This is a genomic window from Paucihalobacter ruber, assembly GCF_006494535.1.
Classification (GTDB): domain Bacteria; phylum Bacteroidota; class Bacteroidia; order Flavobacteriales; family Flavobacteriaceae; genus Paucihalobacter; species Paucihalobacter ruber.
On the sequence record NZ_VHIQ01000001.1, the window covers coordinates 157,393 to 172,209 of the forward strand.

At 35.8% G+C, this 14,817-nt stretch carries 11 protein-coding genes; 3 read left to right on the top strand and 8 right to left on the bottom strand.

All coding sequences use genetic code 11. From position 1 onward, the window contains the following. Nucleotides 1–8 precede the first annotated feature (8 nt). From FJ651_RS00750 to FJ651_RS00770, 6 genes are all read right to left on the bottom strand, one after another. Complete coding sequence (locus FJ651_RS00750) at nt 9–1,001, bottom strand: DUF3078 domain-containing protein (RefSeq protein WP_246085278.1); 993 nt, start codon at nt 999–1,001, stop codon at nt 9–11. Beyond that, nucleotides 973–2,154 carry an AIR synthase related protein gene (locus FJ651_RS00755; RefSeq protein ID WP_140988491.1) on the bottom strand — a complete coding sequence of 394 codons (1,182 nt, stop codon included), beginning with the start codon at nt 2,152–2,154 and terminating at the stop codon, nt 973–975. The genes FJ651_RS00750 and FJ651_RS00755 overlap by 29 nt, the downstream gene beginning before the upstream one ends. Before the next feature lie 167 nt (nt 2,155–2,321). Beyond that, nucleotides 2,322–3,923: a S8 family peptidase gene (locus tag FJ651_RS00760; RefSeq protein WP_216746052.1), complete on the bottom strand. Its 1,602-nt coding sequence runs from the start codon at nt 3,921–3,923 to the stop codon at nt 2,322–2,324. A 216-nt stretch (nt 3,924–4,139) separates the two neighbouring features. After that, on the bottom strand, nt 4,140–4,805 hold the full coding sequence (locus tag FJ651_RS00765) for a Curli production assembly/transport component CsgG (protein WP_246085279.1): 666 nt from the start codon (nt 4,803–4,805) through the stop codon (nt 4,140–4,142). Between the two features lie 208 nt (nt 4,806–5,013). After that, the gene (locus tag FJ651_RS15830) at nt 5,014–5,148 is read right to left on the bottom strand and encodes a hypothetical protein (RefSeq protein WP_262710574.1); all 135 of its coding nucleotides are present in this window, start codon (nt 5,146–5,148) and stop codon (nt 5,014–5,016) included. A gap of 211 nt (nt 5,149–5,359) precedes the next feature. Next, complete coding sequence (locus FJ651_RS00770) at nt 5,360–7,546, bottom strand: glutamine synthetase III family protein (protein ID WP_140988492.1); 2,187 nt, start codon at nt 7,544–7,546, stop codon at nt 5,360–5,362. Nucleotides 7,547–7,733: 187 nt separating this feature from the next. Between FJ651_RS00770 and FJ651_RS00775 the strand changes: the two genes are divergently transcribed. Next, nucleotides 7,734–8,750, top strand: a complete 1,017-nt coding sequence (locus FJ651_RS00775) for a glutamine synthetase beta-grasp domain-containing protein (protein WP_140988493.1) — start codon at nt 7,734–7,736, stop codon at nt 8,748–8,750. A 47-nt stretch (nt 8,751–8,797) separates the two neighbouring features. Here the strand turns inward: FJ651_RS00775 and FJ651_RS00780 are convergent, their stop codons facing one another. Continuing rightward, nucleotides 8,798–9,748 carry a calcium/sodium antiporter gene (locus tag FJ651_RS00780; protein ID WP_140988494.1) on the bottom strand — a complete coding sequence of 317 codons (951 nt, stop codon included), beginning with the start codon at nt 9,746–9,748 and terminating at the stop codon, nt 8,798–8,800. A gap of 153 nt (nt 9,749–9,901) precedes the next feature. Here FJ651_RS00780 and FJ651_RS00785 point away from each other — a divergent pair, with 153 nt between their 5' ends. Next, on the top strand, nt 9,902–10,261 hold the full coding sequence (locus tag FJ651_RS00785) for a BlaI/MecI/CopY family transcriptional regulator (protein ID WP_140988495.1): 360 nt from the start codon (nt 9,902–9,904) through the stop codon (nt 10,259–10,261). Further along, nucleotides 10,262–12,490, top strand: coding sequence for a M56 family metallopeptidase (locus FJ651_RS00790; RefSeq protein WP_140988496.1), 2,229 nt, complete (start codon nt 10,262–10,264; stop codon nt 12,488–12,490). Between the two features lie 54 nt (nt 12,491–12,544). Here FJ651_RS00790 and FJ651_RS00795 read toward each other — a convergent pair whose 3' ends face one another. Next, nucleotides 12,545–14,503 carry an endonuclease gene (locus tag FJ651_RS00795; RefSeq protein ID WP_140988497.1) on the bottom strand — a complete coding sequence of 653 codons (1,959 nt, stop codon included), beginning with the start codon at nt 14,501–14,503 and terminating at the stop codon, nt 12,545–12,547. Nucleotides 14,504–14,817 lie beyond the last annotated feature (314 nt).

Here is a 14,817-nt window from a genome sequence, read left to right on the forward strand (position 1 = left end):
TTAAGAGGTTAAAAATCAATGGCTACACCAATACCCAACAATTGTCGCCACTGTAATTTAGCACCACCTTCTTCGGTAATATTATTTTCTTGGTCAATCACTTTTGTGATTTTTATGTCGTTATCATAGCGCAAATGCGAAATGAATGAAGCTTTCATATAATTATTCACCTTAAAATCAAAAATTATTTCCCAATCTACGTCTATGTTCCCAAATGAATTAATGTAATCTGAATATAAACTTAAAATGTTTCTTACTTTAACATTTTCATAAGGTTCAAATTCGTAGATATTATTCAACAAAAATCCGAATTCCCGCCTCAGCCGTTTGCCTCGTCTTATGATATTTTCTTGATCATCCAAAACTGCCGGTTCAACACCAAAAGCACCCGAGTTGGCCAGCCTTTGGTCTAAAACAAAGGTTGCCTTAAGTGTTAAAGGCGACATATACAAAGAAAAATGTTTTAGTTGTTTACCATACTCTGCCCCTAATCCAAAAAACAAATATCCCGGTGCCATAAACTGAGAAATGGGTGTTGAAGTATTAGGATAGTTAAATCCATTTGAAAATTGGGTAGCAAAACTAAATCTTGCGGTTCCATACCAATTACTCAGTGTATCAGACTGATAACCAACACTTGAAATGATTTCAATAATATCGTCGGTTTTTCTTAAGCCTGTATTTTCTTGTGTATTGATACCGTATCTGGCGTTTATAGAATTGTTCCAAAACATGTATTTATACTTGTAATTGGCAGATCCTCTGGTATACACTGTGGCTGCAATAGAATTAACCCCACCGGCATTCCAATTAGTAAAAGATACCTGATTAAATATTAAACCGGCTTCTTTTTTAACGGTCCATGTTGGAATTAGTAATTTATCATCTTTCGCTTTAAAAAACACGGAATCGGGCTGCGCTTGCACCAACTGCATCACAAATAATAAAACAAAAAATGAAAACCGAAAAACTTTATGCGTATTCAAAAGTACCAAACTCACTATTAATAGTTAATTTCTTTGTTTCTGAAGGTAATACCTTACCAATAATTTGTGCTGCTACGTTAAACGTTGCAGCAATATCAATTATTTTTTGAGCGACATTGGGATTTACGTAAAGTTCCATTCTATGACCACAATTAAACACCTGATACATTTCTTTCCAATTGGTTTTAGATTCCTCCTGAATTAATTTAAATAATGGCGGAATTGGAAATAAATTGTCTTTAACCACATGAAATTTATCTATAAAATGCAAAATTTTAGTTTGAGCACCGCCTGAGCAATGAATAATACCACCAATATCTTTTCGATGTATTTGCGTTAAAATAGCTTTGATAACTGGCGCATAGGTTCTTGTAGGCGACAGTACCAGTTTACCGGCATCAAGTGGCACATTTTCGATGGCATCGGTAAGTTTTCTGCTACCGGAGTAAATCAAATCATCAGGTACGGTGGGATCAAAACTTTCGGGAAATAATGCTGCTAAATATTTATCAAAAACATCGTGCCTGGCCGATGTAAGTCCGTTACTACCCATGCCCCCATTATATTCACTTTCATAGCTAGCCTGACCGTAAGACGACAATCCAACAATAACATGTCCTTCGGAAATATTAGCGTTATCAATGACATCACTTCTCTTCATTCTTGCAACTACTGTTGAATCTACAATGATAGTGCGAACCAAATCTCCCACATCGGCAGTTTCTCCACCGGTTGAATGGATATGAACATCGTGCTTTGCTAAATCAGCAATGAGTTCTTCTGTACCATTGATAATTGCTGAAATAACTTCACCCGGAATTAAATTTTTGTTTCTACCTATAGTTGATGACAACATGATATTATTGGTAGCACCAACACAAATTAAGTCGTCTACATTCATGATGAGTGCGTCTTGTGCGATTCCTTTCCAGACACTTAAATCTCCGGTTGTTTTCCAATACATGTAAGCCAGTGCACTTTTTGTACCTGCGCCGTCGGCATGCATTACCAAACAATAATTGCTATCTCCGGTTAAATAATCGGGTACAATTTTACAAAAAGCCTTAGGAAATAAGCCTTTATCTACATTTTTTATAGCGTTATGCACATCTTCTTTTGAGGCTGAAACACCTCTTTGGGCGTATCTTTTGCTAACCGAATCGCTCATGGCATTAAATTAAGCCACAAAAGTAAACAATGTGATGAATTATTGGCTATTTATCCTGTTTCAATTACTAATTGTTGACATACTTTTTGAAATTTTGATTTATTAAAAAATCCCTGTCAAAAAAATGACAGGGATTAAAATTTAAATAAAATATTTTAATGAAAAAATTAGAAGCTTAAAGTTAAAGTATTTGAACACGTTCCGGTACCTGCCTCGCAAACCTCATAAGTAAGGCTTCCACCACCTCTAAAATTTGTTTGGTCTACATAGGATCCAGAGTTGCTTACAGTTGCTATTTTTGTTCCGTCTCTAAAAATATCAACTTGAGTTGATGTAGCACCAGTCCAGGATAAATCTGCTCTCCAGCGGCCTGATACTTTTGATCCAGAACCACTTAATGCAACAACATTTGTGTCTCCTCCTGTGTCTCCTCCAGTATCTCCTCCTGTGTCTCCTCCTGTATCTCCGCCTGTATCTCCACCAGTGTCACCTCCTGTATCTCCTCCTGTGTCACCACCACCACCAGCTAAACTGTATAGCATATGATTATTAGTAGTTTTACTATTGTTAACTATATTTTTAGTGCTATTTGACGTTAGGAAATCATACACTTGTTGCGGTGTTGCAGATGTATTAGTTTGCAAAAAAAGCGCTGCTGCACCTGCTACATGAGGAGAAGCCATACTGGTTCCACTAATAGTGTTAGTTGCTGTATTGCTTGTATACCAAGCTGCTGTAATACCAGCACCGGGAGCGAATATATCTACACAATCACCGTAATTAGACCATGATGTCTTAGAATCTGTAGTAGTAGTTGCACCTACCGTATAGGCATTTGCTGCCCTTGCAGGTGAATAATTGCAAGCAGGTTGCTCTCGACCTCTTCTATCCCCGTTACCTGCAGCCACAATAACACCTATACCTGCATTATACATTCTAGCAACAGCATCGTCAATTGCTGTACTTGCACCGCCACCTAAAGACATATTAGCAACTGAAGCACCATTAGCGTTTCCGGCCACCCAATCCATACCGGCAACCACACCAGTGGTAGTTCCAGATCCGTTACAATCTAATACACGAACGCCAACAAGGGTTACATTTTTAGCTACACCATAAACTGTACCACCAACTGTACCTGCTACATGCGTACCATGGCCGTTACAGTCTTCACTATTCCCACCAAAAGCATCAAATCCTTGCAGTGCACGGCCGGCAAATTCCTGGTGACTTGTGTTTATACCGGTATCAATAATGTAAGCTTTTACACCGGTACCGTCGGCTTCGTAAAAATAAGTTTGATTTAATGGAAGTTCTCTTTGATCTATTCTATCTAAACCCCAAGTTGCGCCACTTTGAGTTGTACCAAAAGCTTCCATTATCTGATCTTGCTCGATATAATCTATGTTGGGATTATTCTCTAATTTTAACACTTGCTCTTGGGTAAGTTTTGCACTAAAACCATTTAAAACATGGCTATAAACACGTTCTACTTGAACTCCTGCTAGATCGGCACCGGCAAGAAACTCACGTGTGGCTCCTTGCATAAAATCTTGACCTTCTTGGTATTCTAAAGGTATGGTTCTTTCACTTGGCACATTTTTGTATACCACAATATATGTGTCTGCTACAAATTTACTTTCAGCGTCTAGGCCGGTTACAATTTCAGATTGCGTTTGAAAATCTGTTGTTGGCTCGCATGCAAAAAATACAGCCATTAACAACATACCAAACCAACCTAAATTACCCAATGATTTTGTTTTTTTCATAAGATTTTAGATTTTAATAAATAGTAATTAATGATTATTAGATGCCGAACTTAATTTTTAAAATTAACATTTCAAAGAAATTATTAATATTTTTTTAACAAATTATGTTAATTCGAGGTAACTAATAACAAAAAATCTAAGAACGAAAAAATTAGAAAGTAGGCTATTTAGAGGAATATTTTTCTACCACTATATCCAAAAAGAATGATAGAATTATTAACCATCTATCCTGTTTGAATTGATAACAGTTGGGAGGTTTTTCATAAGTTTGGCCTTTTTACGGGCACCACCAAAATAAAAATTAACTCCGAATGACATTCTAAAAAAGGTGTCGTTTGAGTCGCCAAACTCCAAACCATCTAATGTATCATCAAATTGATAGTTATAATCAGAGGATAATGTTAAACCAATAAAATCAACCACCATTACTTCTATCCCTGCTCCAGCCTGAACTTTTTGCGAAGTTTGTTCAAAATAATTTGAAGCTGTTAAGCCAGAACCAAAAAACACATAAGGTGAAAATCTTTTATAAGGTGTTAAAAAAATATGGGCATTTAAATCAAAAGACATAAACCCATTATTTGGCAAATCTTTATTGGCCAGATTGAATTTATGATAATCTAATCCCAAATAAATATGGGGTGTAATGTATCTTTTATAGCCGCCTCTAAAATAAATCTCGAATTGCGGATTAGGAAAGTCGTTATTAGGCACTGCGCTGCCCACACCTATATCTATAATATTTGTGCCTCTCATATCTAAAAGTGAGGCCTTTTTAAATGTTTTGTAGGCTTCTTGATCGAGAGATTGAGAATACATACCAAAAGCTAAAAACAACAAACAAACAATTGATAAGAATATCTTTAATTTTGAATTTCTCATGGCTATTAATCGTACTAATTTAAATAAACTATACCATCCATCTATTAAGCTTTCAATCTATCTGGCATAAACTTTATGCAAATAAATAAATTATAAACGAAATTAACGAGACTTCTCTCCAACAAAAAAGACGATAGGAAAGATTCCCTATCGTCTTTTTTATGTAGTGCTAATTTTGCCGCTTGGCAGGATAGCATTCAAATCTTGACTAAGACTGTACCAAAATTTCCACTCTGGCAATTGCATCCTGCGAATCGTTTTTGTCGACGTTTTCTCTTTCGTCAAGTGTTAACAAAACCGTCGCAAAAATTAAAGCCGCTACACTAAGTAGTAACTTTTTCATTTTTACAAATATTGATTAATAGCATTACAAAGATAACAATTTAACCATCTGCTAATGAATGAACGGAGTTAATTTTTGGTAAAATCTAGGTAAACTCGATAAGTTGCAAAAATGTTAGGTTAAAATACCTATCCAACAAATTACGTCAATGAATTTTAACAAAAAACCGCCAAAAAAAAAATTTGACGGCTTTATAATTAAGCGAATTTAACTATTTGGTAAATAATAATTCTCTGTATTTGGTGAGTGGCCAGATTTCGTCATCAACCATTAATTCCAGCTTATCACAGTGATATCTAATTTCCTCAAAAAACGGTTTTACTTTAAAACAGTAGGCATCTGCCTTTTTATCAACCGAGACAATATTATTGGCCACTTTTCTGGCTTCAACCATCTCGGTAATTTTGGTATTGATGGTTTCAATATGCTCTGATATGTTTTCAATCAAACTCATTTGTTCCTTGGCCAGCTTTTTAAACGAAGTACCGTAAACTTCTTTTAAGCCCCGCACATTTTCTATCAACATATTTTGATATCTCACGGCTGTAGGTACCACATGGTTTCTAGCAATATCACCTAATACACGGCTTTCAATTTGAATACGTAAAATGTATTCTTCCATTTCTATCTCGTACCTGGCTTTAGATTCCACTCTGTTCATCACATTGAGTTCTTCGAATAGCGACAGTGCCCTTTCTGAAATTTTCGCTTTGAGTGCTTCAGGTGTAGTTTTATTATTGCTTAACTTGCGTTTCTTGGCTTCTTTTTCCCATTCATCGCTGTAGCCGTTGCCTTCGAATAAAATGCGTTTAGATTGCTTGATGTATTCTCTTAAAATATTAAAAATGGCATCGTCCTTTTTCATGCCTTTAGACTCTATTAGCGCATCTACTTCAGCTTTAAAATCAATAAGTTGTTTGGCAACAATAGAGTTTAAAACGGTCATGGCACTTGCACAGTTGGCACGTGAACCAACAGCTCTAAATTCAAACTTGTTACCGGTAAAAGCAAAAGGTGATGTACGGTTTCTGTCGGTATTATCCAATAAGATTTCCGGAATTTTTCCAACTACGTTCAATTTTAAATCGGTTTTTTCCTCAGGCGATAGTTTACCTTTGGTAACCGTTTCCAGATTCTGTAATACTTTGGTTAGTTGCGCACCTATAAAAACTGAAATGATGGCAGGTGGCGCTTCGTTGGCTCCCAAGCGGTGATCGTTACTTGCAGATGCTATTGAAGCTCTTAACAATTCTTCATTTTCGTTAACTGCTTTAATGGTATTGATAAAGAAAGTTAAAAACTGAAGGTTACTCATAGGCGTTTTGCCGGGGCTTAATAAATTAACGCCCGTATCTGTACTCAAACTCCAGTTATTGTGTTTACCACTTCCGTTAACCCCGGCAAATGGCTTTTCGTGAAATAAAACAACGAACTTATGGCGTTCGGCTACTTTTTTCATGACATCCATTAACAGTGAGTTGTGATCGACGGCAAGGTTAGCCTCAGAATAGATTGGTGCCAGCTCAAACTGATTTGGCGCTACTTCATTATGTCTGGTTTTTACAGGAATGCCAAGCAACATGCATTCATGTTCCAAATCTCTCATATATGCCATAGCGCGATTTGGAATGGTTCCAAAATAGTGGTCGTCTAATTGCTGCCCTTTAGCTGATGAATGACCTAAAAGTGTTCTACCCGTTAGCATTAAATCGGGTCTTGAATTTGCTAAGCCACTGTCAATTAAAAAATACTCCTGTTCCCATCCTAAAGATGCGTTTACTTTTTTAACGTTTTTATCGAAATACTTACAAACGTCTACAGCAGCTACATCAACAGCCTGAAGCGCACGCAACAACGGTGTTTTGTAATCTAGCGCTTCACCTGTATAAGCAACAAATATAGTTGGAATGCAAAGTGTTGTACCATATATAAAGGCCGGCGATGTTGGGTCCCACGCGGTATATCCTCTGGCTTCGAAAGTATTTCTGATACCACCATTTGGAAAACTTGAAGCATCAGGTTCCTGCTGCACTAACTGACTGCCTTCAAATTTTTCAATAGCAGTTCCGTTTCCGATTGGCTCGAAAAAAGCATCGTGTTTCTCTGCAGTTGCACCGGTTAATGGCTGAAACCAATGAGTATAATGTGTAGCACCTTTGGCAATGGCCCATTCTTTCATACCTGTAGATACATGGTCTGCCAAATATCTATCAATTTTTGCACCTGTTCGTATTGCAGATAAAACACTTTGATACGCCTCCTTTGTGACATATTGTTGCATGACATGTTCATTAAAAACATTAAAGGCAAACAGCTCGCTACGGCGTTTAGTTTCTTCTATTTCTATTGGTTTTGCGTCAAGAGCTTTCATGATGGCCTGAAAACGTAGTGTAGACATAATTGTTAAGATTTTAAATTAAGATGTAAAATTACACATTTTAATGCATAAAAATTATCAACCCCTAAAATTAAAGGGGTAAATTTTATTAATATAATATTTTTAATTCATATACCTATATTTTTATATAGGCTTATCCTAAATTCTTATCTTTGCATCGCTATTGACCTAATTAATACTAAATACAATGAGCAAGGCGAAATTAGAATACATTTGGTTGGATGGGTACTACCCCACACAAAACATGCGTAGTAAGACTAAAATTGAAGAAAATTTTAGCGGAAAGTTAGAAGATTGTCCTATTTGGTCCTTTGATGGCAGCTCTACCAGACAAGCCATCGGACATTCATCAGACTGTTTATTAAAACCTGTAGCCATTTATCCCGATCCGGGAAGAGAAAACGGTTACTTGGTAATGACCGAAGTCTTAAATCCTGATGGTACACCTCACGTATCAAATGGTAGAGCCACCATTGACGACGATGATAACGAATTTTGGTTTGGCTTTGAACAAGAATATTTTATCATGGACAGACATACCCAATTGCCATTGGGCTTCCCGGTTGGTGGTTATCCTGCTCCGCAAGGTTTATATTATTGTTCTGTAGGTGGCAGAAACACCCATGGCAGAGAATTGGTTGAAAGACATGCCGATTATTGCATTGCGGCCGGATTAAATTTTGAAGGCATCAATCAGGAAGTGGCTTGCGGACAATGGGAATTTCAATTATTTGCAAAAGGTGCTAAAAGAGCAGGGGATGAAATTTGGGTAGCCAGATATTTACTGGACAGATTAACTGAAGATTACGGCTATTATATAGAATACCATCCAAAACCATTAGGTAAAGAGATGGATTGGAATGGTTCTGGTATGCACGCAAATTTCTCAAATCACACCTTAAGAACCTGTGGTTCAAAAGAAGTTTACGCAAAAATATGTGAGGCCTTCAGACCTGTAGTAGAAGAACATATTGCCGTTTATGGTGAATACAACGATTTACGTTTAACCGGCCAGCACGAGACTGCTTCAATACACGACTTTAGCTATGGTGTTTCAGACCGTGGTGCCTCGATAAGAATCCCTATTATTACAGTTGAAAAAGGTTATAAAGGCTGGTTGGAAGACCGTCGCCCGGCCTCTAATGCAGACCCATATAAAGTGGCTGCAAGAATTATAAAGACTGTAAAAAGCGTTGATGTTTAAGTTTTTGTTATTTATTTGGAAAAGAGACTGTCTATTGGCAGTCTTTTTTATTTAATCGAAATGTAAATAAAAACCATATAAGCCCCAAATAACAAAAACCCTTTATATCTCGAAAGCTCATAGCGTTTGGGCAAAAACACCAAGGGTAACATAACAGCTGCAATACCAATCATCCAAAAAATATTAGAGGCAAGAATTTCCGGAGTATTCGGGTTTACAGCAATAGGTTTAATCATGGCTGTTAAACCAAGTACTGAACAAATATTGAAGATGTTTGAGCCTATTAAATTTCCTAAAGAAATTGCTTTTTCTTGTTTAATAGCAGCTATAATAGAAGCCGCTAACTCGGGCACCGAGGTACCAATGGCAATTACCGTAACCGATATGGCGTAATCACTCACCCCAACCGACTGTGCCAATTGCTGTGCACCTTTTACCAGCCATTCCGATCCAAAATACAAAGCCAATGCACCAATTATCAACCAAATAGTAATTTTTATTCCTGACACAAACTGAAGTTTATCGTCTACCTCTTCTACATCTACATTTTTACTTTTTAATGAAGATCGCACCAAAATCACTAAAAACACAATGAGTGCAACCATTAAAATAACCCCTTCCAGTAAGCTAAGCACGTTATCATTTTTTAGGAAAAAATACAATACAATCGACACCAACATCATCATTGGCCAATTAAGCCTGTAAAAACTACGATCAACTACCAAAGGAGAAATCATGGCTGTGAGACCTAAAACCAAACCGATATTAGCCACATTTGAGCCTATCACATTCCCAAGAGCTATATCTGAATTTCCGGCCAGCGCTGCTTGTAAACTCACCAATAACTCCGGTGCAGAAGTGGCAAATGATACAATGGTCATACCAATTACCAACTTCGAAATATTAAACTTAAAAGATAAAGCTACAGAAGATCGTACCAAATACTCGCCACCAACTACCAATAAAACCAACCCAGCCAGAACCAATAAAATACTCATATCTAATTATTATGCGTGTACGAAGATAAAACATCTCTATTATACCCAATATTTTTTATTAAAATATTAAATTCCTGTCATTATAGTTATTTAACTATTTTTTTAGTTATAAAACGGTATTTATAGTTAATTTTGAAACAAACAATAGAACTCATGCAAAAATTAACCAACAAAGAAGAAGAGATCATGCACATTTTGTGGCGGTTAGAAAAGGCTTTTGTCAAAGATGTATTAGCCGAAGTAAAAGATGAACAGCCACATTATAATACACTTTCAACCATCATTAGAAATTTGGAAGAGAAAGGCTACGTAGCACATCTCGCTTATGGCAAAACACATCAGTACTACCCTATTGTTGCCAAAGAAGATTACAAAAAACGATTTATGACCAATGCCATTGAAAACTATTTCAATAATTCCTATAAAAATGTGGTGTCGTTTTTTGCTAAAGAAGAAAAAATTAGTGCCGACGAACTTAGAGAAATTATAGACTTAATTGAAAAAAGCAAGTAAATGAATTACCTATTAAAAATAAACATACTCATAGTTGCTTTCTTTTTGTTTTACCTATTACTGTTAAGACCAACAACATTTTTTAAAAGCAACAGATGGTATTTACTCACAGGATTAATATTAAGCGCCATCTTGCCTTTTGTGGTTCTAACCAACTATCAATATTATCAACCTGTAGAATTACAGAACTTTACCATTCAATATTCTGAAGCACCGGTAAAAATTAAACAAGTTCAAGATATACCTTTTAATTATCTACCGTATCTTTTTGGAGTTTATATTGTTGGAGTCATTGCACTTGTAATCAAGTCGGGCGTTAGTTTATTCTCGGTTGTAACATTGATTTTCCGATTAAAACAACATGCACAGCACACTATTTTTACGAATAAAACCAATGCAGCATTTTCTTTTTTCAAATTCATTGCTGTAAATCCTGAAAAATTCACCCAAGAAGAACTAAAATTGGTTTTAGACCACGAGCAGATTCACGTCAAGCAATGGCATTCGTTAGATATTGTAGTTGCTCACCTATTTGCTGTTTTACTGTGGTTTAATCCGTTTGTGTGGTTGTATAAAAAAGCCATACAAGAAAATTTAGAATTCATCACCGACAGTGAAGTTATAAAGCATTCCGCTTCAAGAAAAACCTATCAAAAATTATTGCTTAAAACTTCGTTACCGGATTTACAACCCATTTTTTCAAATACATTTTATAAATCATCCATCAAAAATCGAATTGTTATGTTAAACAAACAAAAGTCTCATCAACTACTTCAACCCAAGTATGCTTTACTTATTCCTGTCATTGCTGTTTTCCTGACAAGTATGAATACTAAAACGGTCTATGTACCGATAACGAATGAAATCGACTCTGATGTCATTCAATCTCAAAAAGACATCAGGATAGTTTTTGACAAATCGCTCACCGGTGAGCAGTTAGAAACCATTAAATCCGATTTAAAAAACGATGGTGTTACTATGGTTATCAAAAAAATAGCCAGAAATTCCAAAGGCGACATCTCTGAGATTAGTATAGATTTTGAAACTGTAAACGGCACCGCCAGTTACGCTGTTACTGAGCCCGATGGGATTGAACCTTTTTATTTTGAGATGTCTGCTGAAGATGGTGGTTTTGGGGTTTATTCGATTGCATCTGATAAAAATACCAAATGGAGGCTGAAGCAAACTAAACTAATAAAAAACCATTCTAATAACCCAGATACTTTGGTGTTTAGTCTAGATAGTTCTAAAACACTAAAAAATATTCAAAAAATAACAAATAATTTACTACAAACAGATAGCATGACAACTATTGGTTTGTCTTATAAAAGTGCCAATTCAACCAATTCTAACGAGAATGTCGCATTTTACATCAATGATAAAATAGCCAATGCTGAAGCATTGAAAAATCTTCAACCCGACAATATTGAAAGCATCACGGTCATTAAGGACAAAAAAGAACTTAAAAAATTAAATCACGAAGACAAAGATGGTGTTATTAAAATTGTGATTAAAAACCCATGGTCGATTAGTGTTAATCCTATAAGTATGTCAGAAATTCCACTAAAGACAAACTTTGAAAATGATACAACAAATCTCTTATCATTCAAAAAAGAAATGATAAAACACAGTTGGTTTCTTGATAATTTTAATAGTGATATCAATGCCTCTAATTATTCAATTAATCCAAATAATATTCACTCTCCGACAATTGTTGTTTACATGTTGAATGGAAAAATTGTAGATGAATCTAAAATTAAAAATCTTAAACAACAACAGATTCAATCAGTTGAAATTCATAAAAAAAATAAGAAACTTGATTCTATGGGATTTTCAGGAAAAGATGGATTGATAGAAATTAAAACCCAACCCCTATCCAACCATCTGCTTCAAAATCAAAAAAACAGCAGTACTTATTATCGGGTTGATAGTGCGCAGTACACAGACGATAAAGACGCCTCAAAAAACAGCATTACCCAATATCTTTATAAAGAAACCACCAATCAGGATTTACAAGACCAAATCAAGAAGCTTAAAGAAGTTGGCGTCACCATGAGTTATTCAAAATTAAAAAGAAATAAAAGCGGACACATCACCAATATTAAGGTGAAACTTCAAAATGAAGACGGACAAGAAATTGAAGACACCTTTTCTGAAAAAGATGGTGCTGTTGTCATGGAATACGGCATGAGTAACGGCAAATTAAAAATTTCTAAACTTACCGAATAACCGTATTTGATCAAACAAATAATTGACGCCTTAATTCGATATTAAGGCGTTTTTTTATTGTATTAAAATCTTTTTAATAACAGACGAGCCCTGACTCGATAGCCTAATTAAGTACATTCCTGAGGACAAATCTAAATTAATAGTACTGTCATTAGAAATTTGTTCAGTTTTGAGTTGTCTGCCTTCAAGCGTTAACACTGTAATTTCAGTTTCGGCTGTAATTCCTTTAATTTCTAAATAATCTTTTGCCGGGTTTGGATAGATGTTTAAGGTACTAAAACTGCTATCTGAAATACTTAATTCCTGATTCCAAACTTCACCTACCTTATTTCCCCAGATGTACTCCACCAACTCTGGCAGATCTATAAATGGATTCCGATTGCGTTGCCATTCGTAAACAATATTGTTGCGGTTCATTTCAAAATCATCGGGAGCGTCGTTTCTATGCCATGTTAAAATGGTTTGTAAATCTCCCATTTGTCCAACCACTGACGGGAAACCATTTTCTATGGTTAAGCCGTTATATCTAATTTCCAAATAAAGAACGCCTCTTGCAACATCTCCTTTAAATCCGCCTAAGGTGCCGCTTGGACCATTATATTGACCATAATGCTGATTACCGCGACTACTATTTTCAGCAGCATCAACAGCGCGCAAGGCATGAGCATCTGAATTGCCATGTCTTAAAGAGTCGGCATTGGTCATCCAGAAAAACTCGATACCATCGGCAATTTCATCGTCTTCAATGCTATTAAAACCGCCCAATGATCTTGGAAAGGTATGTTCTCTATTCCATTTACCAACGCCACTTGAGCCGGTTTGAAAATCTAATTTGGGCTTACCTTGCTCGGTATATACCAGCCAGACCTCATTACTGTTAAGAGGATTTTGGTCGGCTGCTTTTAAAATATCAATCACATCGGCGTAACTGTGAATTCTTACTGTATTTTGATCGGCAATGATGTCTTTCAAAGCCTGACGTAGATCTTCGCCGGCAAGTCCGTTTAATGATTCGTAATAGCCTTCCGGCTGTGCACTTTCAACAATACCATACGTAGGATTAATTGGTGTACCCCATGGCGCCACTGTAAAATCGTTATCTACAATTCTAACCTCAATTGCTCCATTGTTAGGTATGTATGGTTCTTGCAGATTTAAAAATCTGATGAGGGCTACCTCATCACCTTCATCTAAATCATCGTCAATTATTGTAATGGTTGAAGACACTGTAGTTTGCCCATTAGGAATGGTAAGTGTGGTGTTTCCTGTAAAGTCAGATTCATTAAAACCTTGGTTATTCAAAGAGAATTCAAAGGTGAAATCTTCACTTACCGGGAAATCGGCTGTGAAAGTAATATCAAATGTATCGCCTTCATTATAGGTTGTTTGAGGAACTGAAATTGAAATACCATTAAAAACAATACCGCTACCATCATTATTTTGTCTTGGAGTTGGTGTTGTAGCCTCATAAAACACATTTCCTTCGCCATCAACAAAACGTTGAATTGAATTGGTATTATTATTTGGACCTTCGTTAATTTGCTCATCTAATCCCAACAATTCAAGTAAACCGGTTGCAATAGGATCATTAGTTCCATAAACCAATGCATCTACTAAATTTTCTTGTGTTGCAAGGGTTTCTCCAGGAAAATCATCGATACTCGCTTGGTAAATGGCCACGGCATCTTCGCCATTTTGTATAACACTTACAGGAATGATATACTGCGGAAAAGGCACCACTGTGGTACTTCCTATTAATAACAAACCATTACCGTCAGTTACGTAACCGGCCAAATCTAACGCCAGATAACTGCGATTCCCTCCTGAAGAAGATCCATTAAAAAACACAACTATGTAACCGTCTAGTGGAAAATTGGGTGTTTCTGACTTTAATTCTAAAAATTCTTTATCGTCTACTCCGGGCGTATCACTATCTAATTCATTTATTACTAAAACTTGAGCAAACATAAAACTACCTAAGAAAAAGGCAGCACAAGACAAAAGATACTTCATAAGATACTATTAATTTTTAGGGAGTGCCATTAATGTGAATGCAAGCATTCTAAACAAACAGCAATGCAAATATAGAAATTGTAGACTCTTTGAGCTATTTTAAAATATTACCAAATAGTTAGTAAAGTCTAAGCCTCTACTAAACAGGAAACTCGATTAAAAAAATTTAGCACAAAAAGATAAACAGTCTTTAAATAGTCTTTTTCATGATAAAAAGTCCCTTGAATTTTAAAAATGACACAAAAAACACCCTTCAAAAGTTATATTTACAAACCATTAATAGTTATATAAATTACATTATACAACTATTAATA